The 25,092-nt window shown below is 58.9% G+C and carries 14 protein-coding genes and 1 tRNA gene; all 15 read right to left on the bottom strand.

Going from position 1 to position 25,092, the window contains the following annotated elements:
* Positions 1 to 343 precede the first annotated feature (343 nt).
* The 15 genes from pheS to DRET_RS00170 all read right to left on the bottom strand — a co-directional run bounded on the left by pheS (position 344) and on the right by DRET_RS00170 (position 24,565).
* Positions 344 to 1,396: a phenylalanine--tRNA ligase subunit alpha gene (gene pheS, locus DRET_RS00235; protein ID WP_015750509.1), complete on the bottom strand. Its 1,053-nt coding sequence runs from the start codon at positions 1,394 to 1,396 to the stop codon at positions 344 to 346.
* A 1-nt stretch (position 1,397) separates the two neighbouring features.
* A complete protein-coding gene (rplT, locus tag DRET_RS00230) occupies positions 1,398 to 1,751 on the bottom strand; it encodes a 50S ribosomal protein L20 (protein ID WP_015750508.1) in 354 nt (117 codons plus the stop codon).
* A 40-nt stretch (positions 1,752 to 1,791) separates the two neighbouring features.
* Positions 1,792 to 1,989, bottom strand: coding sequence for a 50S ribosomal protein L35 (gene rpmI / locus DRET_RS00225; protein ID WP_015750507.1), 198 nt, complete (start codon positions 1,987 to 1,989; stop codon positions 1,792 to 1,794).
* Between the two features lie 108 nt (positions 1,990 to 2,097).
* Complete coding sequence (gene infC, locus DRET_RS00220) at positions 2,098 to 2,658, bottom strand: translation initiation factor IF-3 (protein WP_052293242.1); 561 nt, start codon at positions 2,656 to 2,658, stop codon at positions 2,098 to 2,100.
* Positions 2,591 to 4,540, bottom strand: a complete 1,950-nt coding sequence (thrS, locus tag DRET_RS00215) for a threonine--tRNA ligase (protein WP_015750505.1) — start codon at positions 4,538 to 4,540, stop codon at positions 2,591 to 2,593. The genes infC and thrS overlap by 68 nt, the downstream gene beginning before the upstream one ends.
* 307 nt (positions 4,541 to 4,847) lie before the next feature.
* Positions 4,848 to 4,923, bottom strand: a tRNA-Val gene (locus DRET_RS00210).
* Positions 4,924 to 5,324: 401 nt separating this feature from the next.
* Positions 5,325 to 7,217, bottom strand: a complete 1,893-nt coding sequence (locus tag DRET_RS00205; RefSeq protein WP_015750504.1) for an AMP-dependent synthetase/ligase — start codon at positions 7,215 to 7,217, stop codon at positions 5,325 to 5,327.
* Between the two features lie 440 nt (positions 7,218 to 7,657).
* On the bottom strand, positions 7,658 to 9,166 hold the full coding sequence (gene malQ, locus DRET_RS00200) for a 4-alpha-glucanotransferase (protein WP_015750503.1): 1,509 nt from the start codon (positions 9,164 to 9,166) through the stop codon (positions 7,658 to 7,660).
* Between the two features lie 115 nt (positions 9,167 to 9,281).
* A complete protein-coding gene (locus tag DRET_RS13720; protein ID WP_015750502.1) occupies positions 9,282 to 9,431 on the bottom strand; it encodes a hypothetical protein in 150 nt (49 codons plus the stop codon).
* A gap of 247 nt (positions 9,432 to 9,678) precedes the next feature.
* On the bottom strand, positions 9,679 to 12,408 hold the full coding sequence (treY, locus tag DRET_RS00195) for a malto-oligosyltrehalose synthase (RefSeq protein ID WP_015750501.1): 2,730 nt from the start codon (positions 12,406 to 12,408) through the stop codon (positions 9,679 to 9,681).
* The gene (locus tag DRET_RS00190; RefSeq protein WP_015750500.1) at positions 12,405 to 14,828 is read right to left on the bottom strand and encodes a DUF3536 domain-containing protein; all 2,424 of its coding nucleotides are present in this window, start codon (positions 14,826 to 14,828) and stop codon (positions 12,405 to 12,407) included. Before DRET_RS00190 ends, treY begins: the two co-directional genes overlap by 4 nt.
* 493 nt (positions 14,829 to 15,321) lie before the next feature.
* Positions 15,322 to 17,166, bottom strand: a complete 1,845-nt coding sequence (treZ, locus tag DRET_RS00185) for a malto-oligosyltrehalose trehalohydrolase (RefSeq protein ID WP_015750499.1) — start codon at positions 17,164 to 17,166, stop codon at positions 15,322 to 15,324.
* Positions 17,163 to 19,070 (bottom strand): 1,4-alpha-glucan branching protein GlgB, encoded by a 1,908-nt coding sequence (gene glgB, locus DRET_RS00180; protein ID WP_015750498.1) that lies wholly within the window; start codon positions 19,068 to 19,070, stop codon positions 17,163 to 17,165. Before glgB ends, treZ begins: the two co-directional genes overlap by 4 nt.
* A gap of 54 nt (positions 19,071 to 19,124) precedes the next feature.
* Complete coding sequence (gene treS, locus DRET_RS00175; RefSeq protein ID WP_015750497.1) at positions 19,125 to 22,454, bottom strand: maltose alpha-D-glucosyltransferase; 3,330 nt, start codon at positions 22,452 to 22,454, stop codon at positions 19,125 to 19,127.
* A 119-nt stretch (positions 22,455 to 22,573) separates the two neighbouring features.
* Positions 22,574 to 24,565 (bottom strand): alpha-1,4-glucan--maltose-1-phosphate maltosyltransferase, encoded by a 1,992-nt coding sequence (locus tag DRET_RS00170; protein WP_015750496.1) that lies wholly within the window; start codon positions 24,563 to 24,565, stop codon positions 22,574 to 22,576.
* Positions 24,566 to 25,092: the final 527 nt, after the last annotated feature.

The raw sequence follows: 25,092 nt of genomic DNA, 5'->3' as shown, positions 1-25,092 counted from the left end.
CTGGTCTTGCCCAACGGGCCCGAAAAATTTTACAAATACGGAATGAATTGATCTTACCCTCTATCAGAAAAGGGTTTTCTTTGAGCATTCCCTTTTTTCGGAACGTTGTAAGACCTTTGTCCGAAAAACAAAAATCAGTTTCTATCCCGGCCCCGATTCCAGCGCATGCGGCCGCTCCTTCGCTCATTTATCTGCCTTTAAGGAGTCCGCTTCCAGGCTTCCTGCCCCTGTCACAATGGTGCAAAGGAGGGATGTTGGGTTCTGCTCTTCGTTCGATGATCTCCCATCTTCGAATTCCTGAATTCTTCAATCCCTTAATCCCTTAATCCCTTAATCTGGAATTCTATCCAAACTGCCGCAGAAAGCGAAGATCGTTCTCGAAAAACAGGCGCAGGTCACCGATACCGTATTTGAGCATGGCCACCCGCTCCACGCCAAGACCAAAGGCGAAGCCGGTGTACTGGTCCGGATCATAGTCCACGGCCTGGAAGACGGCGGGATCGATCATGCCGCAGCCCAGAATCTCCACCCAGCCGGTCTCTTTGCAGACCCGACACGTCGAATTCCCGACGCGGCCGGTGCCGCCGCACATGACGCAACTGATATCCACTTCGGCACTGGGCTCGGTGAAGGGAAAAAAACTGGGGCGAAAACGGACCCGGGTGTCCGGAGAAAAAATCTGGTGGACAAAGGAGGTCAAGGTGCCGCGCAGGTCAGCCATGCTCACCTCGCGGTCGACCAGAAACCCTTCGATCTGATGGAACATCGGGGTGTGGGTCAGGTCGGCGTCGCGGCGATAGACCTTGCCCGGCGCAATGGCCGCCACCGGCGGGGTGCGCTTTTGCATGGTCCGAACCTGAAGGGGCGAGGTGTGCGTGCGCAGGACCACGGAGTCGGAAATGTACAGCGTGTCCTGCATGTCCCGGGCCGGATGGTCGGCGGGGATGTTCAGGGCCTCAAAATTGTAGAAGTCGTTTTCGACTTCGGGACCGCTGACTACCTCAAACCCGAGTCCCTTGAAGATCTCGCAGATCTGACGGGTGACCCGCGTCACCGGATGGAGGCTGCCCTGCCACGGAGTGCGTCCGGGTAATGTAGGATCGAACTGCGCCAGCCGGTTGCTGCGCTCGGCCTGTTCCAGGGCGTGTTTAGCGCCCTCAAGCAGGTCGTTGAGTTCTTCCTTGGCCTTGTTGGCTGCCTTTCCGGCAGCTGGGCGCTCGCTGGAATCCAAATCGCGCATGCTGGTCATCGCCTGGGCGAGTTTGCCCTTGCGGCCCAGATACTCTACGCGCAGGGTTTCCAGATCCTCAAAAACAGAAACCTGGTCCAAAGAGTTGCGGAACTCTTGAACCAGGTTTTCTATGCGTTGCACGACATCTTGTGCGGAAAGAGACACCTTAGTGTACCTTTTCTTTGGCCAATTCTGCGACTTTAGAAAACCCGTGCTTGTCTTTGACCGCGAGGTCAGCCAGGACCTTCCGGTTCAGTTCCACACCAGACTTCTTCAGACCGCTCATGAAACGACTGTACGACATGCCGTTTTCCCGGGCGGCGGCATTGATCCGCTGGATCCAAAGCTTACGAAAATCACGCTTTTTCTGGCGGCGATCACGATAGGCATAGCACAGCGATTTTTCCACAGCTTCGCGGGCGGTACGATACAAACGGCTCCGCGAACCACGAAAACCTTTGGCCATCTTGAGATATTTCTTGTGACGCCGTCTGGCGGTCACACCGCGTTTGACACGCATGCGTTCCTCCTTGTCAACTCACTGCTTGGCAGTTCGGCAATTAGCCGTAGGGCATCAACCGCTTCACGGCCTTGGTGTTGGCCGAATCCACTACCGGCCCGGTGCGCAACTGACGTTTCCGCTTCGGTGATTTTTTGGTCAAAATGTGGCGGCGGAACGCCCGATTGCGGCGAATCTTTCCGGTTCCCGTAGTGCGAAAGCGCTTGGCGGCGCCCTTATTGGTCTTCATCTTCGGCATAGTTTCCTCCAGCTCGTCTCTCCCCGGACGCAAATACGACAGAGGGCAAACCGGAATCCTTACCCGTTGCCCTCGTATTCGTCAAGACCGCAATGCGGTGAAATTCAGCTACCGTTTCGCAACCGGCGCCAGGGTCATACTCATCGTCCGACCCTCGACCCGGGCCTGTTGTTCCACCTTGGCTTCCTCGGCCAGATCCCGTTGGACCCGATCCAGGATTTCCTGACCGCGATCCTTGTGCACGATCTCCCGGCCACGGAAGAAAATCGTCACCTTGCAACGGTCGCCTTTTTCCAGAAACCGCTGGATGTGGCGGACCTTGGTCTGGTAATCGTGCTCATCGGTCTTGGGGCGGAACTTGACTTCCTTGAGTTGGACCTGGGTCTGCTTTTTCTTGGCTTCCTGAGTACGTTTCTTTTGCTCGTACTGGTACTTGCCATAGTCCATGACTTTGCAGACAGGCGGACGTGCCTTGGGGGACACTTCCACCAGATCAAGCCCCTGCTCCTCGGCCATCTGCCGGGCTTCATTTGTAGGCATCACGCCAACTTGTTCTCCATCCGAGTTGACCACCCGAACTTCGGGTACCCGGATTTGATGGTTACGGCGTGCTTTCGTAGGCGAAGCTATAGCGCATTCCTCCGCGTTTGAATGGTTCCAGACAATCATGCCGGATACGATCAATGATGTCGTCGACCGGCAAGACCCCGATATTTTTCCCGCCGCGCAAACGGAGGTTGGCGCCGGAAGTAGCCACTTCCTGTTCACCGACCACCAGCACGTAGGGGATCTTTTCCATTTGGGCCTCGCGCACCTTGTACCCCAGCTTCTCGTTGCGCAAGTCGGCTTCGGCGCGAATACCGGCGGCACGGAGCTGGTCCACGCACTGCTGGGCGTATTCAGCGTGATCATCAGTAATATTGAGGACGCGAGCCTGTTCCGGCATCAGCCACGTCGGCAACGCCCCGGCGTAGTGCTCCAGGAGTACGCCCAAAAACCGCTCGATGGCCCCGAGCATGGCCCGGTGAAGCATGACCGGCCTGTGGCGCTGTCCGTCTTGCCCCACGTATACCAAATCAAAGCGCTCTGGCAAGGTAAAATCACATTGAATGGTCGTGCATTGCCACTTCCGCCCCAGGGCGTCCTTGAGCTTCATATCGATTTTCGGCCCGTAAAAGGCCCCGTCGCCAGCACAGATCCCGTACTCGACGCCAAGCTCGTCCAGGGCCTTGGTCAGGGCGTCCGTGGCCCGGTCCCAGGCGTCGTCCGAGCCGATGGACTTTTCCGGCCGCGTGGAGATTTCGACCTCATAGTCGAAGCCGAACAGACCCAGCACATCCTGAACGAAACGAACGATCTTGGAGATCTCGTCCTGGAGTTGGTCCGGGCGGCAGAGGATATGGGCGTCGTCCTGGGTGAACTGGCGCACACGGAGCAAGCCGTGCAGGACCCCAGATTTCTCATGCCGGTGGACTGTGCCGAGTTCGAAATACCGGATCGGCAGGTCCCGGTAGCTCCGGATCTTGGTGTTGTAGATGAGCATATGGGCCAGGCAGTTCATGGGCTTGATGCCGTAGGCCTGGTCGTCAATCTCCGTGAAGTACATGTTCTCACGGTAATTGTCGTAGTGCCCGGAACGCTGCCACAACTCCTGCCGCAAAAGGGTCGGTCCCTGAACGAGCTGATAGCCGCGGCGCAGGTGCTCCTTGCGCGAAAAGTCTTCAAGGATGGTCCGGATCAAGGCGCCCTTGGGGTGCCACAGCGGCATGCCGGGTCCAGCCTCCTCGGAGAAGCTGAACAGATCGAGTTGTGCCCCGAGTTTGCGGTGGTCGCGCTTCTTGGCCTCTTCGAGCTGCTGGAGATAATTCTTGAGGTCCTTTGGACGCGCCCAGGCCGTGCCATAAATACGCTGGAGCATAGTCCGGTTCTCATCACCGCGCCAATAGGCTCCGGCCACTTTCATCAGCTTGAAGGCCGAGAGATAGCCGGTGGAAGGAACATGGGGACCGCGGCACAAGTCGGTGAACCCGTTGTGGGTGTAAAGCGTGACCCGGTCAGCGTCCATCTCCTCCAGGAGCTCGATCTTGTAGGACTCGTTTTGGTGCAGGAAAAACTTCTTGGCCTCGTCCACGGAGACCTCCCGGCGCTCGAAAGGCATATCCGCACCAACGGATTTCTCCATTTCCTTTTCAATGGCCTCGAGATCTTCCGGGGTAAAAGAACGTTCAAAATCGAAATCGTAGTAGAAACCGTCCTCGATATCCGGGCCGATGGTCACCTTGGCCGTGGGAAACAACGACTTGACCGCTTCGGCCATGACGTGGGCCGTGCTGTGGCGAATGACGGCCAATCCTTCCGGGCTCTCGGCAAAGACCGGCTCCAACTCACTGCACCCTTCCGGCACCGGATCGCGCAGGTCCAGCACCGTTTCGCCGCACTTTCCGGCCACCACCTGCTTCATCTTTTTCTTGCTCACGGCCTGGGCCAGGGCTTCAGCGCAGCTCTGTCCGGACGGGACTTCGACCTCGTTGTCGGCAATTCGTACCTGCACGGTCATCCTCCGATTCGATCCTGCCAGCGAACACCACCGGTGCCGTTTCCTCAAGCCGGTACAACGGCCCTCCTTGCCCGGGACACTCAAACAGGACAACAAAGGACGGGATGTTCGGAAGGGCGTCTGACGCGGCGAGGTGCTGCGGCCCGCTGGCACAAGTTTAGAACAGCTCAACCCTCCAAGCGTACCACCCCACCAGGACGCGGCGCTGGTCGTTGCACCGCCGTCCTTATCGGAGGCACCGCCAAGAGGGGTTCTGAAATGAAATAGGGAGGCGCGGGGCCTCCCTATAGTGTAAGCTTCGTGGTAGGCGCGAGGAGATTCGAACTCCTGACCCCTTGCGCGTCAAGCAAGTGCTCTCACCCCTGAGCTACGCGCCTACGTGAAAACGAAGTTGGGATATATACCTGCGCCTGCTGGCTGTCAAGGGAAAATCGGGGAGAGGGTGTCGAGTATCAAATATCGGTTCGCGGAGAACGAGTGTATCGGGATCGGGATCGCTATAGCTATCGAAATCGATTCTTGGCTTCAGGTTTTGATGTAAATCCATAGAAAAATTGAGGGATTGAAGAATTGAGGGATTCGAAAAAGCGGAGGGCGAGATCCTGAAATTTGTATCAACGAAGTACGCGAAGGCACACGAAGACAAGAGGAGACGGATGCCAGATGGCCGAGCACGCCTGCATCCAAATCGAAATCGGGATCGCTATCGGGATCGAATCCGCTGCGTCGAGTGCAGCAACGCAGACTTCATCCAATTTCTCAATTGGACCACAAGCAACTACTTCAGCAGCCGATTGATAATATCCTGATACTTCTGCTCAATGACGTGCCGTTTTTTCTTCAGCGTGTTGGTCAATTCCTCGCCAAGCTTGAATTCCCTGTTCAAAAAATGGATCGAATGGAGCTTTTCATAAGGCTTAAAGCCCCGCTTCGGCTTCAACAGCTTGTTCATTTCCCGCTTGAGACTTTCCACGATCTGCTTGTCCTGGAGAACATCCCCGGCCTCGTTCACCACATGGTTGTACTGCTCAGCCACATACTGCCGGAGCTTTTCCAAATCCGGAACAATCAAGGCGCCGAGGCCTTTTTTGTCTTGTCCCACGAGAACGGCGTCCTGGACAAAGGGAAAGGTCGAAATGGTGGCCTCAATATTCGTGGGATCGATATTTTCGCCGCTGGCCAGGACAATGATCTCCTTGGCCCGGCCGGTGATGACCAGTTCCCCATTGAGGGTCTTTTTGCCCAGGTCACCGGTGCGGAAAAACCCGTCCGGGGTGAAGGATTCGGCATTGGCCTCATTGTTGTGGTAATAGCCGTGGAAAACCTGGGGGCCGCGGACCTGGATCTCCCCTTCCGTTCCGGTCGGGACCTCAATGTCGTCCTGCCCCGCGATGCGGACTTCGGTGTAGGGAAAGGGCGGCCCCAGGGTGCCGAATGTCCGGCAGTCCAGACCGCGACCGGCAATGCCCGGCGAGCATTCGGTCATCCCGTAGGCGTTGGTGATCCGTATCCCGATGGCATCAATCCATTCGTCAAGAAACGGCGGCAGGCTTCCCCCGCCACTGATAGCCAAGCGCAACCGGCCACCGAACTTCTTTTTCACCGGGGCCAACTTGGCCCGGGCCACGGCATACAGGGGCGCCAAAGCGACAACGCAAGCCAGGGCGCGGGCCTTGCGTGGGAGCACCCGCCACCACGGCTCATGCTCAAAGCGCGGCAACCGTCCCGAAATACGCCGGCTATTGAGCCGAAAGGAGGACGAAACACTCACCAAAAACTGAAAGAGCCGGGCTTTTCTGGGGCTTTCCTTTTTCAGTGCGGCATTGACCTTGCCGTAGAGCGACTCCCAGATACGCGGCACTGTGGCCACCAGGGTCGGCTTGAACCGCTCCAGGTCTGCGGCAAAGGTCCGGATGGAGGAGTAAACGATGCACGACCCCCGCGACAGGGCCACATACTCCACGGTCCGCTCGAAAATATGCCAGGTGGGCAAGATGGACAGCCAGCGATCCTCGCTGGTGAGCCGGATGAGGTCGGGCAGATTCTGCACATTGTGCATGATATTGGCGTGGGTCAGCTTGACCCCCTTGGGAGTCCCGGTGGTGCCCGAGGTGTAGATGATGGTCACCAGATCGTCGCCCCCGACCTGACGCTTGACCTGCATGAGCTGTCGCAAATCCTCAAGGCTCAAACTCCGGTTGGCCAGGAGCTGGGAATAGGTCAGCATCCCTGGTTCCGCAGGGTGTTCAGAGGCGATGACGAAAACCCCTTGCAAGGCGCGCTGCTCGATGAGTTCCCGGTGCTGGTTGAAAAGCCCCTCGGTTTCCAGGATCAGATAGGCGCATTCCGAATGGTCCAGGATATAGGCGAGTTCTGACGACGGGGTGTCGCTGCCGCGCGGCACACTGACCGCGCCGAGGGCCATCAGGGCCAGGTCGGTGACGATCCAGGCGTACCGGTTGTCCGAGAGCAGAAAGACCTTGTCCCCTTTGACGATTCCCTGTCCCCGGAAGGCCTTGGCCAAGAGCAGCGCGTCCTCGAAGAGTTTTGCATACGAAACCTCGAATTGCTCGTCGCCCACCCGGTAGATAAACGCCGTCTGGTGCTTATAATTCTTGTAGCTTTCCAAAAAAGCATCAAAAAGGGTGGGCCGGGGCGCCGGATTGGTCATGGCTGCTTCCAATGTTTGGCCGAGGTGTCGCGGGTGTACAGCAATTCGGAACATGGTTGAGGACGGAGACTGTTTGTAGAAGGACGGAACGTTTGTATCGCCTTGTGAAGCCTGAAACCAGGAATTGGAACAAACCAGGGCGGTTTTAGAAAAGCGCTCCGAACTTGGCAATAGGAAATTTGGGACAGGACGAAGGCCAATGTCGCAGTTCGAGCATGGTGGTCTGTATCAGTGCAGATCAGCGGCATCGACGTCAGTTCCCCACTTCGAATTCAGGTCCCTAGTCCTTTGAGGCTCCATGGCCTAAGTAATTTAATTTCTTATCTTTTCAGTACGACATGCCACCCCATACACCGACGGATCGAAATCGATCCCGATACCGAAAAGACTGCCCTGGTCCTCCGTCTTCAGTCCGCCGTCTTCCGTCCTCCGCCTTCCCCCTACCGGCCGCTGGCAGCCGTCACTTCAGCCAGCCAGGCAGCCACGTCTTCGTGCAGTGCTTCTGAGGAAGTCCGCCAGATCCAATTGCCCTCGGGGGCCGCGGGTACGTTCATCCGGGCCTCGCTGCCGAGCCCCAGCACATCCTGTAGCGGGAGGATCGCCGTCCGCGCCCGGCTCTCCAGGGCCAGGCGGACGAGATCCTGGGCCACGTGCGAAGCAGCGGGGGCATGACCGAGATGACGGCGGAGCTGAGACCGCTGCTCCGCAGTGATTTCTTCTTCGTACCATCCCCGAACGGTGTTCGTATCGTGCGTGCCGGTATAAACGACCAGATTGGGGTCGTGATGCTCCGGCAAAAAAGCGTTCTGGGGATCCCCATCAAAGGCAAAGACCAGCAGCGCCATGCCGGGCAAATCGAAGCGTTGCTTGAGATGCCGGACCTCGTCGGTAATATATCCCAGATCCTCGGCCACAAGTGGCAGTCGGCCCCAATGCTCCTGCAACAAGGCGAACAACGCCTCGCCCGGGACGTGGACCCAAGAGCCGTTCTCAGCGGTCTCATGTTCGACCGGCACCTCCCAGCAGGCGGAAAAGCCCCGGAAATGGTCCAAGCGCAGGACGTCGCACAGCTGCAGTTCGCCCTCCAGGCGATCCACCCACCAATGGAAGCCGTCCTGACACAACTTCCGCCAATCATAGACCGGATTGCCCCACCGCTGGCCGGTAGCGCTGAAATAGTCGGGCGGCACGCCGGCGACCACAGGCGGACGGAGCGTTGCATCGAGCTTGAAATATTCCGGATGACTCCAGACATCAGCGCTTTCATAGTCGACATAGATGGGAACATCGCCCATCAAGGCCACCTCCTTGGCGCGGCAACGGGCCTGCAGGCGGCGCCATTGGCGGAAAAACAGACATTGACCGAGCTTTTCACGTTCAATGGCCAAGGCGAGTTCCTGGCGCATCCACTGCAACGCTCGTGGCTGCCTGAGGCGGATCTCCTCAGGCCAATACCGCCAGGACCGCCGGGGACCAAAATGGTTTTTCGCAGCGCTGAACAACGCAAAGTCGTCCAGCCAGCCGCGCTGGGTGCGGCAGAAGTCCTGGAATTCGGCCTCAAAGGCGGGAAGCAGGCGACGATGGAGGCGATCCTGGACCACAGCACAGCATTCGCGTTTGGCGGCCTGAGCCCAGTCATAATGCGCCTGAGATTCCCCGGCCTGGCGCCGCCAAGGCCGGATGTGGCTTTCCCCGAGCAGCCCCTCCGCGACCAGATCCTCGGGGCTGATGAGCAGTTCGTTGCCGGCATGGGCGGAGGTGCTGCTGTACGGGGAGTGACCGGCCCCGTCCTGGGTCGGGTGCACGGGGAGAACCTGCCAATAGCGCTGGCCGGCGGCGGCGAGAAAATCCACAAACCGCCTGGCCTGCGGTCCGACATCGCCCACGCCATAGGTGCCGGGCAGGGAGGTGATATGGAGCAGGATACCGCTGGCGCGATCGGTGAGCATAGGGGCTCCATTGCAATATTTATGGATTGAGGGGATTCAAAAATTGAGGAAGTGAAAGGCCGGAGAAGGAAGAAGGGAAACAGATAACAGTGGGGGAGGGCAATACAGGCCCCGGTTACGCCGTCATTGCCCGGCCAGGGACTTTGAGTGCTGAAAAGACGCTGCGCACCGGGCAATCCAGCGCCACCGTCTGCGTTGCTGCACTCAACGCAACGGATTCGATCCCGATAGCGATCCCGATTTGGATGCAGCTGTACCTGGCCATCTGGCATCCGTCTTCTCTTGTCTTCGTGTCCCTTTGCGTCCTTCGTGGATGCAAATTCCCAGGATTTCGCCCTCCGCCTTCTTCGAATCCCTTAATGCCTCAATTCTTCAATTCCCTAATTTTTCCGAAGACTTTTACCCAAACCAAGAATCGATTTCGATACCTCTCGCCGGCCTTCTTCGAACTTCTTTTCCCTTACTTCTTAGAAACTTAAAACGTAACACTTAACACTTTAAAACGTGACACTTTAAACCGGACACTGCCCCCCTTCACGTTCGGTGACCCAGAGCGCCAGGGGCAGTTCCTGGAACACCTGCTGCACCGGAAGCCGCTGTCCGGTGGTGTGGCGGGCCCCGGTCAATTGGCAATGCCACTCCCCGCAGGTCACCCGAGGCAGAACGATCGAGGTTTCCCCCCACCGCTCTCCCACCGGCCAGGCTTGTGCCCCGGCGACACCCCTCGGCAAGCGCGGTACAGCCGCCAAAACCCAGGTGTGACCGTAATGGCGCAAAAATGCCAACACATGGTCCTGAAATTCGCCCTCCACCGACAGGGACACGAATTCGCCCTGGACAAAGGGGTCAGGATACCGGTTGCGAGTCTGTAAACAGAGGTGCAAGAGGAGCTGTTTGATCCGGCTGTCGGTCCAGGTGGCGCACACATCCCACCAGCATTGCACCGGATCCTCCTGGACAGCCTGCCGTACGGCGGCCAGACTCTCCCGTCGGCGATCAAAGTCCACGTCACGCCGATTGTCCGGATCGACCAGGGACAAATCCCAATACTCGCATCCCTGGTAGACATCCGGAATCCCCGGCAATGTGCACTTCAGGACCACCTGGGCCAAACCGTTGAGCATCCCGCCAAAACCGATCCGAGCGGCAAAGGGGGCCAGAGCGTCCCGTAACGGAGCCCCTTCCGGGGCCTCAAGCAATCGGTGCACAAACCGGGCAACCGTCGCTTCGTACTCGGTATCTGGAGCTGTCCAGCACGAATGGCGCTTCGCCTCCCGCAGGGCCTTATACATGTATTCCTGCAGACGACCGGTATACGAGGCGTCCGGGTCATGATCCAGCGGCCAGGTCCCCAGAAGGGTCTGCAGAATGAAATATTGTTCCGCAATGTCGGGCGTGCGGACGTTGCCGACAGTTTCGCACAGCGGCTCCATCAGCTCCCGCCATTTTGGCCACATCTGTTGCCACTCCTGATGGAACTCCGACAAGGCCGTTAACCGGGCCCGCACGTCCTCGCCACGCTTGGTGTCATGGGTGGCTGTGGTGTTCATGGAACGCGGCCAGCGGGCCACTCTGTTTTGCATCCAGTCGGTAAACGCGGCCGGAGTTCGTGCGGGTGCGGAGGGTTCGCAGCCGACCTCGGCGCTGGCAGCCACAGGAAAATAGCGATACAGCAGGGTGTCTTCGATCCCCTTGGCGGTCAGCGGGCTGGCGAGTTGCTGAAACCGCTGCCAGAAATCGCGCCACAACCGGCGCGCCCGCGGCAGCACCTCCGTGAAACCGTGCCAGCGCAAAACGGACTCTAGAAACATGATCTCGTTGTCGAGTTCCGGGCGCCGGTCCCGGGCCCGAGCAACAGCGGTGTCCACCGCCACAGATTCTTGGCCGGACAGGGTCTCGTGCTCGCCGTACAAACGGTAGATCGGCATGCCCGCCAGGACGGCCGCCAGGGCGTTTTCCAGACGCGAACCGAGCATATCCCGCCCCGCCGGAAAATGCGCGGCCAACTGCCGCAAGACTGCGGCCACGTTGTGCAGATCGCCTTCGAATTCTTCATACAGGACCTGTTCTTTGGCCTCGAAAGCCAGCGCTTCCGGTTCCCGGTCCCCATTAAGGCGGGCAAAGTCGTCGCGCATCGCCTCGGCACCCGCCGGGTCTGTGAGCACCCCCTGTGTCCAGGCCAGAAAGTCGTACCCCGTGCTGCCGGCGATCGGCCAATCCTGCGATAGCCGTTCTTCCGGCCCGAGGATCTTCTCCACCCAGACCGGTCCGGCTCCGAGTGTCTGCAGTCGATGCAAATACTCCTTCGGTGCCCGCAATCCGTCGATATGGTCGACCCGGAGCCCCTGAACACGATTGCGGCGCAGCAGGTCACGCAAGAGCGTGTGCGTGGTCTGAAAGACATCCGGATCTTCAACACGAACACGGATAAGATCGTTGATAGAGAAAAAACGGGTGTAGTTCAGGCATACGGCAGCGGTCTTCCACCACACCGGGGCATAGGCCTCGTTAGCGATAACGCTGTGCCGCGACCCCACCGCCATCTCCGAACAGGTCCGGTCCAAGGCCTTTTCCAGGTCGGGCTTGGCCGCACATTGCTCGGCCAGCCACTGCGCAGCCTGGTCAAAACGGGCATCAGCCAGCAGATGCAGCGCCCGGGTCACCAGAGTGGCCACCTCCCCCCGCTCAAGCCGGGGCAGCGTCTCACGAAGGATCGCCCGGACCCCTTTTGGTCCCAGAGGAAACCGGTGCTCGAAATAGGCCAGAACAAGATGGCCGTTCTCTATCTCAAAGTGCAAACGCCCGGAATGCAGTGCCTCTCCGTAAGGTTCGCCCAGCACCGGGAGGCTGAGTCGGCCGTTGAAGACGGGATCGGGGTGTTCCCAATTGATGGCAAACAGGCCGCTGTAGCGGCTCTCTGTCCCCTTGGCCAGGACATCGCGCACAAAGGGGTTACGGCTGTCCAGGGCCATATGGTTGGGAACAATATCCTGGACCCAGGCCAGTCCCAGATCGCGAGCGTTCTCCAGCACCGCCTCAAAACCGTCGGCGCCCCCCAATTCCCCGCGGATTCGGGTCGGATCAAAAATATCGTAGCCGTGGGTACTGCCGGGACGAGCTTCGAAAACCGGCGAGGCGTAAACGGCATGGATCCCGAGATCACGCAGGTACTCAAGATCCTTGTCCAGGGAGGCAAACCCCCGTTCCGGATGGAGTTGGACGCGATAGGTACTGCGAATCATGCGGCGCACACCTCCAGCAATCCGCCCAGCCGCTCGACCACCGCGACCCAGGACTTCGCCTCCGGTTCACCATCCTGAACCCGCTGGCGCATGGCCTCCAGCCAATCCTGGGTCAAAGAGAAATAGACATTCTGCGCTTTCCACAGATCGACCTGAAGGCCGAGTTCGCGCAACAGACGGATCAACCGTTCAATATCGGTCAGTAAAACGGTGTCCTGCGGCTTTTCGCGCAAACGCTCGAAAAGGGCCCCGATCCGCCAGCTTGCCCGATAGCGCAAATCCTGTCTGGCCAAAGGGATCTCCCAGCGTTGCATTTGCTGTACCAGTTCCTCGAACCGCTCCAGATCGGGCAGATCCTGCTCCAGGATCCACCGCAGATCCTCATTGAGAACATATTCCGCGGATACGGCAAGGGGTTTGGGCAACGGTCGGGGCATATCGCGCAAGAAATTGATCAAGGTGTAATTGGCGTCCACAATCTGCCGCAAATTGACCCCGACCTCGTCCAGGGTGGCTCGCATGATCTCATCCAGGACCTTTTGCTGCGGATCCTTGAACAGGTGCCACAAGGTATAGCGGTCCTCAAAATGGGCATCCATGCTCCGCACCAATTCCGGGACATCACTGCGACTGAATGCGGCGCCCAGATCCTTGCGCATGGCTTCGAAGTCACCGCTCTCACGGGCCTGCCGAATCCCGGCGATGACATTGTGGTCCCCTAGGTGCAGGGCGGCGAACCCGAAAGACGCGCTTTCCCCGGTGATCTCGGCCACAATACGTGCCCGGCCCGTGCCGAGCTTGAGAGCCCCGGCCTCCTGCCGCTGGAAATCTTCGCACTGCACGGAATAGCAATAAATGCGAATCTGCTCGAGATCAGACTCGAACAGGGACGAAATGGCGTAATGGGCCCCAACGCGGAGCAAATCGAGCTTGGCTGGAGCGACCAGGCGACGGAAGACCTCCGCGCCGTGACCGTAGGCGAGCACGTTGGAGGGGGCCTGCTCGAGATATTCCAGGAATCCGTTCTCAAGATCCAGCCCCGCGGTCTCCTCAGCCAATTGGAGCACACGGTCGGCGTACATCAAAATCTGGGTCGTCTCGATGCCTGAAATCTCATCGAAAAACCAACCGCAGCTCGCATACATGAGCATGGCGTAGCGCTGCATTTCCAGCAATTTCAAGGCCTGGACCCGTTCCTGCTGGGTCAGAATCCGCCCGGCCTGCTCTTCAAGAAACACAGCCGTGGCGTCCCAGTCCTTGTCGAAAAGCCGCTCGATATACGCGTCTCTGGCCTGCCAGGGATCAAGAAAAATCCGGGAGGCCTCTGCGGCGTACACAGGAGCGACGCTGTCCCGGACCCAGTCCAGGCCTTGGCGCAAGGGTTTACGCCATTTTTGCTGCCACCCGGGGTTAAGACCGCTGTGGCAGCCGCAATTCCCCCGCCACCGTTCCACACCGTGGACGCAGCTCCAGGAACTCTGCTCCTTGATCATTGCCTCGCGCTGCGGAGGGTGCTGGGCCAAATGGGCCCCGTAAATCGTGACCTCGGTATCGGTGTACTCCCGGATGTAGTGCAGACAATAGGCCAGGGCCATATCCCCCAGACGGTGGTGGTGGCCGTAGGTCTCGCCGTCAGTGGCGATATGCACCAGCTGGCCGTTTTCTTCCTTGGGATCGAAAGCTCCCAGGAGCCGGTGAGCAAACTCCTCGCCATTGTGGAGCAGACCGCCGAAGGCCACATCCTGGGAGATCGGCCCGTCATAGAAAAAAACGACGATGGAGCGCCCGGAAGGCAAATGGCATCGATACGGGAACTTGGGGTCCACACGGCCGCCGTCGACGTCCTCCCAGGACGTCTCGTCCAACAACCGAACCTTCTTGGCCTGCGAAGGAGCCAGGATGGTGAACTGAATGCCCATCTCCGCCAGAACATCCAAAGAATCTGTATCTGCGGCGGTCTCCGGCAGCCACATGCCCTCTGGTGTGCGGTCAAAACGGCGCTCAAAATCCCGCAACCCCCAATAGACTTGGGTCGCCTTGTCCCGTTTATTGGCCAGAGGCATGATCATGTGGTTGTAAACCTGGGCCAGGGCGGAACCGTGGCCTCCAAACCGTTGCAGGCTCTGCCGGTCAGCTTCGAGGATGGCCTCGTAAACCTCGGGCCGGTGGCGCTCCATCCAGGAAAGCAGTGTCGCTCCGAAGTTGAAACTGATATGGGCGTAGGTGTTGACCAGGTCGATGATCCGGCGCTTGCCGTCCAGGATCCGGGCTGCGGTGTTGGGGGCGTAACATTCGTCGGTGACCCGGTCGTTCCAGTCATGATACGGATGCGCCGATTCCTGCAATTCGACTTCTTCCAGCCACGGATTTTCCCGCGGCGGCTGATAAAAATGGCCATGTATGCAAATCGAACCGGACATGAAGATCCTTTACTTGGAGAAAATTTTCGCTGTGAGGAATATTGAAGAATGTAAAAATTAAATGCGTATAAAATTGACAGATTGAGGAATTTAAAAACATGAAAAATAGAGAAAGGGCCGTTTCAGTGGTCTCAGTAGAGCGGCCCAGGAATACCGACTACCAGAGACCTGATGACGGATAGCTGCTCCACCGTTGTGCCGAAAACCAAAGAGCCAGGACAGCGTATGATGGTCCGAAGAGAAGACAGAAGGCAGCGATACAGAGCGTCCTGCTCCCTGCTTCAGCCATCAGCGCCAATCTGCGGTCTCAGCTTTTGTCGGCTTCGGCTTCGTCGGAGCCGACCTACGTGATTGCTGATCCCACCGCCACCATTGCCGTCTGCAGAAATCCTAGGGCCATGACACAAAAATCGATTTCGATCCCGAAAAGACCGTTTTCTGTCTCAACCTCGGCGACCCCTTCAACTCCTCAATTTTCCTCATTTGTTAAATCCTATTCTTTCCTCGCTACTCTCTCCCAGAGCTGGACCTGCCGGGCGTGGAATTGCGGGGCCTGGGGGTGGCAAAGTTCTTCCGGACCGTGCGTTCCCGGACCGCCCCAACGACGGGCGCTGCTGTCCTCCAACCGCTGCCACGTTCCTTCAGGCAGCTCCCAGGGCGCCGGCGCTTCCGGCTGGTCCCCAAAGGCGAAGTACAGCACCACTTCAGTCTCTGCCCGCCGGGCATGGACCCACAAGCACGCCGGCGTCGCACTTTCGCGGACTTCTCGGGCCACGGCCATATCCGGCCCCAGGACCGGATGCGACCGGCGCAAGGCAAGGAGGCGCTTGTACCAGGCCCACAATTGCCGGGCCCGCTCGTCTTGGGTCTCCCAGTTGAGAACCGCGCTGGTAAAGGTTGTCTCGGCCTTGGGATCAAGGGGCGTGCCACGCCAAAAGGCCTGAAATTCTTTTTTCCGGCCCTGGCGAACAGCCTGCACAAGCTTTGGATCGGTATGGTCGATGAAATAGGGAAACGGCCGCTTTTCCCCATATTCCTGGCCCATGAACAGCATAGGCTGAAAGGGGCTCAGACACAGGGCCGCGGCTACCACCTTGAGGGTCTCGAAGGAGACCATCGTGCTCAGACGGTCACCGCGCAACCGATTGCCGACCTGATCGTGATTCTGGCTGCAAACCACAAATTGCGATTTGGCCCGGTCCACAGCGCAGTTACCGTGGCGGCGCTTACGAAACGGCGAATACTGCCCGCTGTAGACATAATTTTGCCGCCAAGCTTGGCCCAGATCCTCCACCCGCCCGAAATCTTGATAATAGCCATGCCTCTCCCCGGTCACCAAGGCGTGCAGGGCATGGTGGAAATCATCGTTCCATTGGGCATGCAGGCCGAGGCCACCCTGCTCGGAAGGGCGAAGAAAACGCGCATCATTCCGGTCGGATTCCGCGATGAGCCACCGCTGGCGACCGCTGTCCAGCGAAAGGGCGTCAACCTCGCGAGTGAGCTCTTCGAGAAAAGGCACGGCCGCAGCATCATAAATGGCGTGAACCGCGTCCAGGCGTAATCCGTCCAGATCACAGGTCTTAAGCCAGTACAACGCGTTTTCAATACAATATTTGCGCACCCCATCGCTGTAAGGGCCGTCAAAATTAACCGCCTCCCCCCAGGGCGTGTGGTAGACATCCGTGAAATAGGGCCCGAAATCGCGCAAATAATTCCCCTCGGGTCCGAAATGGTTGTAGACGACATCGAGAACAATCCCCAGGCCGAGACTGTGGCAGGCGTCCGCCAAGCGTTTCAATCCCTGCACCCCGCCATATGTGGTATGGGCTGCGAAGGGATAGACACCGTCATACCCCCAGTTGCGCTGACCGGGGAAGTGGGCCACCGGCATGAGACTGAGACAGGTCACTCCCAGGTCCTTGAGCGACGGAAGTCGGCCGATAATGGCTTCAAAGGTCCCCTGCTCCGTAAATGTCCCGACATGGAGTTCGTAAAAAACCGACTCCTCCCATTGCGGACCGGCCCAACTTGCCGCACTCCGTGTCTCCGAGAAATGGTCCACGACGACCGAGGGACCGTGAACCCCGTCGGGCTGGGCGAAAGAGGCCGGATCCGGCCGTTCGAGGTCCCCGTCGAGGACAAAGGAGTACCGTGTACCGGGAGCCACATCGGGCACCTCGGCCCGCCAGCAGCCGTCTCCGGCGGCAAACGCCATTTCCACGCGACGCTCCTCAGGGTCGAAAAGCCGCAGCTCAACGGATGACCGCAACGGCGCCCAGACCGTAAATCGGGTCGCTTCCGGCGCATACCAGGCGCCCAATTCCTGAACCACGTTCATGCTCCCTCCGGAGTAAAGACCTCCACCGCCAGGGGCGGCAAGGTCAACGTCAAGGAATCATAAAAGCCGTGAGCCGGAACAGGCACCGAAGTCACACCGCCCATATTCCCCTGACCGGAACCGCCATACAGGGGGGCGTCGCTGTTGAGCAGCTCATGCCACAAGCCGGCGAACGGGACCCCGATGCGATAGTTGGCGCGCGGCATTGGCGTGAAGTTGGCCACGACGAGAAGTGGCCGTTGGCCGCTGGCATCCCAGCGCAGATAGCTGATCACCGACTGTTCCCAGTCCGAGCAATCGATCCAGGCAAAGCCCCCGGACTGGAAATCCAGATCAGACAACGCCGGGTAGTCGCGGTAGACCCTGTTGAGATCACCGACCCAGCGGCGCAGTCCCTGGTGATCGGGATTATCCAACAGCCACCAGTCGAGCTCCGTGTCGTGATTCCACTCGTTCCACTGCCCGATTTCGCCGCCCATAAAGAGCAGCTTTTTCCCGGGATGGGTGTACATATACCCGAGCATAAGGCGGAGATTGGCCCGTTTTTGCCAGTCGTCCCCGGGCATCTTATTGATCAGGGAACCTTTGCCGTAGACCACCTCGTCGTGGGACAGAGGCAGAATAAAATTCTCGGAAAAAGCATACATGATGCTGAAGGTGAGCTGGTTGTGGTGGTATTTGCGATACACCGGGTCGTTGGCGAGGAAGTCGAGGGTGTCGTGCATCCAGCCCATGTTCCATTTCAGGCCAAAGCCGAGTCCGCCGACATGGACCGGCCGGGTCACCATCGGCCAGTCCGTGGACTCCTCGGCGGCGGTGATGATGTCCGGATGCTCGCCGTAAAGCGCCGAATTGAGATTGCGCAGAAAATCGATGGCCCCGAGGTTTTCCCGGCCGCCGTATTCATTGGGGATCCATTCGCCGTCCTCCCGGGCGTAATCCAGATAGAGCATGGAAGCCACGCCATCGACCCGGAGGCCGTCAGCGTGGTAGCGGTCAATCCAGAAATTCGCGCTAGAAATCAGAAACGACTGCACCTCATAGCGGGCGTAATTGAAAATAGCGCTTTTCCACTCCGGGTGGAAACCGAGCTTCGGATCGGCATGCTCAAACAAGTGCGTGCCGTCGAAATAGACCAGCCCGTGAGCGTCCTGCGGAAAATGCGAAGGGACCCAGTCCAGGATGACCCCGATGCCCTCCTGGTGCAGATACTCCATGAGATACATGAAATCCTGCGGTGTGCCATAGCGGCTTGAAGGCGCAAAAAAGCCCAAGGTCTGATAGCCCCAGGACCCGTAGAAAGGATGCTCCATGACCGGCATGAATTCGACATGGGTAAAACCGCATTCCTGAACGTACGTCGCGAGTTCTTCGGCCAATTCGCGGTAACTGAGGAAACGACCGTCGCGTTGGCGCCAGGAACCGGGATGGACCTCGTAGACCGACATGGGCGCGTTGAGATGGTTCCTCTCGTGTCGCTGTTCCATCCAGGTCTCGTCCTGCCAACGGTAGTCGAGATCCCAGACCACAGAAGCCGTCTGGGGTGCGGTCTCCCAGAAAAAAGCGAAGGGGTCGGTCTTGGAGAACATCTGTCCGTCCTGACCGATAATCGCGTATTTATACAATTCCCCCTGCCCGAGACCGGGGACAAACCCCTCCCAGATGCCAGAACCGTCGCCGCGGACCTGGAGCGGGTGGCTCGCGGTCTGCCAGTCGTTGAAGTCCCCCATGACCGCCACAGCGGTGGCGTTGGGCGCCCAGACCCCAAATTGCACCCCGTCCTGGCCGTCGAGTTGCATCGGGTGTGCGCCGAGTTTGTCATAAAGCTTGTAATGCCGCCCCTGTTTAAAAAGATAAATATCCATATCAGTCAGCAGGGTGTGGTCGTAGCGCATGCGTGTCATACAGAGACCTCCCAATAGGGGATGGCTGGTTCGTGGCAATGGGGCTTGCCTGAGTTAACTGTCCACATCGGGCTCCTTGCCCAGCAGGCGCAACAGGCCGCCGAGAGGGAGCCAAATCCAGTGGGGACGGTTGTTGGCTTCATAGCCGACTTCGTAGACCGCCTTCTCAATCAAAAATCCTTCGAGCAGACGCCAGATGTCCTCCGGATCCCTGGGGACGAAAGCGGCGTCTTCAACCTGGTCGAGATACCCGCGCAGATACGTCCGGCAGACCGCGGCGTACCAGGGGGCGGTCCAACTCCTGCCGACTGCTGAGGTCACCCCGCTCTCTTGCCGCGAGAGCGAGGTGTGCACCGCGTAGTCGAAAGAGCGCAGCATCCCGGCCACATCCCGCAGTGGAGACCGCTTCAACCGCCGTTCGCTCAGCGGCCTGGCTGGCTCTCCCTCAAAGTCTATAATCCAGAAATCCTCGCCGGTGTAAAGCACCTGACCGAGGTGGTAATCGCCGTGGATGCGAATCTTCTGGGCCTCGACCCGATGGGCGGTCAGTCCGCCCAGGCGTTCGAGCACCAGATGCTCATTGACCAGCAAGGCCTCTGCCTGTGGACGGATCGCCTCGGGAAGCTCGTCCAGATGGCGACGCACACTGTGCAGCGTTTTACGGACCTGATAGCGCACCGACTGGTACAGCGAGCGCTGATAAAGCTTGGAAAACGGTTCGGGGGCGAAGGGAGATTCCGGGTCCGAATCGGTCAGCGCCCGGTGGAGTTCTCCGGTCCGCCGCCCCAGGAGCTCGATCTTGTCCAAAAACTCCTGGCCGACCCGATCCAGCAGTTCCTCCGGCATCGCGGCATTGCCGGCCCGGGGAAGCCAGCCGGGTTCCGGGCCCTGCCAGCGCGTTTCATCACGCGCCACGCGATCCCAAAAACTGTCCAACTCCGATAGGACAAAGGTCCAGGCATCGCCGCGGCTCGGCACATACTGCTGGGCCAGGCCAAGGGTCACAGGTTCCTGGTCCTCCCGGCGGTATTCGAGCAGGCCCGCGAAGCCGGGAACCTTGGGCCCGTGACGCAACCGGCCAAGATGACGAGTGATCTCCGCGTCCGGATTCGTGCCCTGCTCCAGACGGCGGTACAACTTGAGGATCACCGACTGGCCATAGAGGATGGAACTGTTGCTCTGCTCCGCGGCCAAAACTCGAGAAGCGGGGATATGGTGGCCGTCCTTGATCAGGGATTTCAGACAACGCCCCCGCACACCGTGGACCTCGCCGCCGGGACCGCTCTTTTTGCGCTGTCCGAGGATCATCTCCAAAAGCACGGTGCGGAAGCTGGCGCTGAAAAGCCCATCATAGAGGACGCCGCTGCTGTCCTGAAGCTCAAGATAGGCGATCACCGCCTGGGGATGTTCCTGCAGCAGGGATTCCGCCTCGGCCCGGTCCGTATAGGACAAGGGCAGGAGATAGTGTTCCATCCCTCCTTCGGTATAGTCGACCCGCACAACGAGCAGATGGGTCTTCTCCCCGTTGTGGCCCATGTTCACGTCTTCCACGACCTGCAGATGGCGCATGGTTTTGGCCTTGGAACCGAACCAGCGGCTCTGACGCAAAAACCGCGGCAGCACTTCCATCTCCAGATACTCACGGAAGGTCCCGTGCAGCAGGTGCTTCCAGTCGGTGTCCATCTCCAGGCGCGGCGGCCCCTGCGGTGTCTGCAGTCGGGATTGCGGCTCGCGCAGCACGAACCAGAAATAGTCGTTGAATCCCAAGGTCAATGGATAGGGGTCCTCGCCGATCTCCGGGAACCGGTTGCCGCTGAAGAGTTCTTCCGGCACCCGGCCCGCGTATTCCGAGAGGTCCAGGCGTACCGATTGCGAAAACCGGGAGAGGTTGACCACGACAAGGATGTGCTCCTCGCCGTAGCTGCGAATGAAGGTCAGGACCTTTTCATTGTCCGGCAGGAGAAAATCGATTGCACCACGGCTAAAGGCCCGGAAACGCCGCCGCATGGCGATGACCCGCCGCATCCACCACAACAGGGAGGAGGGGTTTTTTTCCTGGTTTTCGACGTTGATGGACTGAAAATGGTATTCGGGGTCGTGGATAACCGGCAAATACAACTGCTGGGGATTGGCCGTAGAGAACCCGGCGTTGCGGTCCGGCGTCCACTGCATGGGCGTCCGGACCCCGTTGCGATCGCCGAGGAAAAAATTGTCGCCCATGCCGATCTCGTCGCCATAATAGAGCACCGGCGTGCCCGGCAGGGAGAGCAGGAGCAGGGTCAAAAGTTCCAGTTTGCGCCGGTTGTTGTGCATCAACGGGGCCAGTCGCCGCCGAATGCCCAGATTGATCCGTGCCCGGGGGTCGCTGGCATAGACGCGGTACATATAGTCCCGCTCTTCGTCAGAGACCATTTCCAAGGTGAGTTCGTCATGGTTGCGCAAAAACAGCGCCCACTGGCACCCGGCCGGAATCTCCGGTGTCTGCTCAATCATGTCGATCAAGGGGAAGCGGTCTTCCATCCACAGGGACATGAAGATGCGCGGCATGATCGGAAAGTGGAAAGACATGTGGCATTCGTCGCCGTCGCCAAAATAGGCCACCGCATCTTCCGGCCATTGGTTGGCCTCAGCCAGGAGCATCTTGTTCCGATGTCTGGCATCGACATGGGCCCGGAGCTTTTTCAAAAACGCGTGGGTTTCCGGAAGATTCTCGCAATTCGTCCCCTCACGTTCGTAGAGATAGGGGATCGCGTCCAGCCGCAGACCGTCGACGCCCATATCCAGCCAGAAATCCAGGGCCTCGAAGACCGCCTTTTGGACTTCAGGGTTGTCGAAATTGAGGTCCGGCTGATGCGAATAGAACCGGTGCCAATAATAGGCGCCAGCTACAGGGTCCCAGGTCCAGTTCGATTGTTCAAAATCCTTGAAGATGATCCGCGCGTCTTCGTACCGATTGGGCGTGTCGCTCCAGACGTAAAAATCGCGCCAATAGCTGCCGGGTTCGGCTTGGCGGGATTTCTTGAACCACAGGTGATCGCTGGATGTGTGATTAATGACCAATTCAGTGATGACCTTCAATCCCCGTTGATGGGCTTCACGCAAAAAGGCTTTGAAATCTTGTAGCTGACCGTAATCCTTGTGCACGGAAAAATACTCCGCGATATCGTATCCGTCATCCTTGAGCGGGGAAGGATAAAACGGCAACAGCCACAACGCCGTCACCCCCAGGCGCTCGAGGTAATCCAGTTTATGCAAAAGCCCCCGGAAATCGCCAATGCCGTCCCCGTTGCTGTCACAAAAGGACTTCACCGGCACTTCATAAATCACGGCGTCTTTGTACCATTGGGGGTCCTGGGTCACGGGGATCATCTTCTGCAAAGCCATACGTGGGTTGCTCCTGTTTACACACCAGTGGTTCCGACCGCGGGTGGTCCTCTCGATCCGGGCCCCGGTCTCAGCTCAATCTGTTCCCACCCTCCAGCACCGCAATCGAGTCCGCCAGCCTACATGAAATAGTCGAAATCCTGTTCGCGGCGCATCCGTTTGTGGAGCCGAAAGATCCTCGCCGGCTGTGACTGGGGATAGAGGGTCAGCCGCGAGTGGTCTCCCTGCCAGAAGAAATACTCCTCGCCGAGCAGGTCGTGGACCAGATACGGGGCATCCCGGCTGACCCCGAGGTCATCAAGCGGCAAGGAGACAGTGCTGGTCTGGGGCTGAAACGGATCCAGGGAGGCCACGACGAGGATAATATTCTCGGCCTCGGCATCGGTTTTGACATAGGCCAGGACCTGATCGCTGTCCGTATCTACGAACCGGACATTCCAGGTCGAGTGCAAAGCGGGGTTGGCTCGCCGGATCCGGTTGACCGCAGTGATGACTTCCCGCAAATGCCCCGGCCGGTTCCAGTCCCAGGCCTTGAGTTCGAATTTTTCCGAGTGGGCGTATTCTTCCCGACCAGGCACGGCCTCAGCCTCGCACAATTCAAAGGCCGGACCGTACATGCCGTAGTTCGAGGACAGAGTCGCCGCGAGCACCAGGCGCAGCACAAAGGCTGGTCTGCCGCCGTGCTGGAGAAATTCCGGCAGGATATCCGGCGTGTTGGGCCAGAAATTGGGCCGGAAAAAATCCCGCGGGGCCCCTTCGACGAGGTCCTCGAGGTAGTCCCGCAACTCGGTCTTGCTGTTGCGCCAGGTGAAATAGGTGTAGGATTGGTTGAAGCCGCCCTTGGCCAGGCGGTACATGACCTTGGGCCGAGTAAAGGCCTCGGCCAGAAAAAGGGTGTCGGGATAGACTTTTCTCACCTCGGCGATGCACCAGTCCCAAAACCGCAACGGTTTGGTATGCGGGTTGTCGACCCGAAAGATCCGGACGCCGCGTTCACACCAGAACAGGACCACGGACTTGAGTTCCTCCCAGAGGTTCTCCCAATCCGCGCAGTCGAAATTCAGCGGCACCACATCCTGGTATTTTTTAGGGGGATTCTCGGCGTAGCGGATACTGCCGTCCGGCAGCCAGGAAAACCATTCCGGGTGTTCCCGGACATAGGGGTGGTCGTAGGAACATTGAAAAGCCAGATCAAGAGCGACTTCCAGTCCTTGCCGCTCGGCCTCGCGCACGAAGCCCTCAAAATCCTCAAGGGTGCCGAGATCGGGATGCACGGCCTTATGCCCACCGGATCCGCTGCCAATGGCCCAGGGGCTGCCCGGGTCGCCGGGCTCGGCCTCGGGAGCGTTGTTGCGCCCTTTGCGAAAAGTGTGTCCGATGGGGTGCACCGGCGGCAAATACACGACATCGAACCCCATATGGGCGATGTGGGGCAGCATGGCAGCGGCGTCGGTCAAGGTGCCGTGTGCGCCGGGAAATTCCCCGAACGACCGGGGGAAAAATTCATACCAGGCGCTGAACCCGGCGCGCGGACGGTCGACATCAATGACAAAGCGGGGTGACAGACCGCCGTGTTCCTCGCTACGCCCAGCGTAGCGCAGCAGTCGGCGCAGTCGGTCCCCCTGGGCCGCTGCAAAAGCGTCCTCCGGGGAAGAATCGGCGAAGCGCTCCATGACTCCGGCTTGTTCCAGGGCAAAGGCCTGATCCGCGCCGTTGAGTCGGTCGCTCATTGCGCGCACCAGCTCGCCGCCGGCCTGGAGTTCAACGGCAACATCCTGTCCAGCGTCGTACTTCTTCAGGACGTCACTGAGCCAGGTCTGATAAACATTACGCCAAGCCTGGATGCGAAAGACATACTCACCGCGGTGTTCCAGAAAAATGGAGGTCGTGTAAACGTCGTTCGGCCGTGCTTGCAAGGCATGCCGCTGCCAGTGCCGTTCACCCGGCAGGGCCAGGAGTACCTCGGCCGCGAGGGTATCGTGGCCGTCGGTAAAGATATCGGCCTGAATGGTCACGGTTTCGCCCTGGACCCGTTTGGCCGGAAAACGGCCCCCGTCGACACTGGGACGAACCCGCTCGATGCACACGCGCTGCCGCGTTTTTTTGCCCATGTGGCCTCCTTCTGCTTATGCCCTACTGTGTGACAATGACACGCTGCCAGGGAACTTGCAATCCTGCGCCCCTTGTCTCAAAAGGATACACAGCACTATTCTCTAAAAATTTCCCCCTGGGTTCGTCAAACCGTCTTTTGTGTGGTTTTTTCCACTCACCGGATCAATCCGGGGGCGATTGGAAGTTGGCCAGGACCCTGGTATACACGAGTTGGTATCACGGCAGCCCCCAATCGTTCTTTGTCTTGTCCAGGCTTCAGGTACCAGCGGGTGCCCAAACGGTGGAGGGATCCCCCTTTCTTTCCAACCCACCGTCCCGCTGCCATGATGTTCTCCGGTGGGAGGCGAACACATATCGCCAAACCAGAGCACCATTTTTGAACCAGCTTTTCTGACTATTGAAAAATTCCGTATAACGCAGGGCGTTCACAAATCCCAAGGGACGGCGACTCACAGTTCAAGGTCGCAGCGCACGTATTCGTGCGTAACTGCTTGAACACATTACAACCTTGCTGTCATTGGGAGAT

Origin of the sequence: Desulfohalobium retbaense DSM 5692 (assembly GCF_000024325.1) — a bacterium.
Classification (GTDB): Bacteria; Desulfobacterota; Desulfovibrionia; order Desulfovibrionales; family Desulfohalobiaceae; genus Desulfohalobium; species Desulfohalobium retbaense.
Note: the sequence above shows the minus strand (reverse complement) of the source record. Positions and strands in the feature narration are given on the sequence as shown.

Bases quoted from the DNA above. Each gene is read 5' to 3' on its own strand.
- treZ (WP_015750499.1), bottom strand. From the start codon at position 17,166: ATGAACGTGGTTCAGGAATTGGGCGCCTGGTATGCGCCGGAAGCGACC.
- DRET_RS13720 (WP_015750502.1), bottom strand. From the start codon at position 9,431: ATGGCCAGGTACAGCTGCATCCAAATCGGGATCGCTATCGGGATCGAA.
- treY (WP_015750501.1), bottom strand. From the start codon at position 12,408: ATGATTCGCAGTACCTATCGCGTCCAACTCCATCCGGAACGGGGGTTT.
- rplT (WP_015750508.1), bottom strand. From the start codon at position 1,751: ATGCGTGTCAAACGCGGTGTGACCGCCAGACGGCGTCACAAGAAATAT.
- infC (WP_052293242.1), bottom strand. From the start codon at position 2,658: ATGATTGTCTGGAACCATTCAAACGCGGAGGAATGCGCTATAGCTTCG.
- DRET_RS00190 (WP_015750500.1), bottom strand. From the start codon at position 14,828: ATGTCCGGTTCGATTTGCATACATGGCCATTTTTATCAGCCGCCGCGG.
- malQ (WP_015750503.1), bottom strand. From the start codon at position 9,166: ATGCTCACCGATCGCGCCAGCGGTATCCTGCTCCATATCACCTCCCTG.
- DRET_RS00205 (WP_015750504.1), bottom strand. From the start codon at position 7,217: ATGACCAATCCGGCGCCCCGGCCCACCCTTTTTGATGCTTTTTTGGAA.
- treS (WP_015750497.1), bottom strand. From the start codon at position 22,454: ATGGCTTTGCAGAAGATGATCCCCGTGACCCAGGACCCCCAATGGTAC.
- rpmI (WP_015750507.1), bottom strand. From the start codon at position 1,989: ATGCCGAAGATGAAGACCAATAAGGGCGCCGCCAAGCGCTTTCGCACT.
- glgB (WP_015750498.1), bottom strand. From the start codon at position 19,070: ATGACACGCATGCGCTACGACCACACCCTGCTGACTGATATGGATATT.
- DRET_RS00170 (WP_015750496.1), bottom strand. From the start codon at position 24,565: ATGGGCAAAAAAACGCGGCAGCGCGTGTGCATCGAGCGGGTTCGTCCC.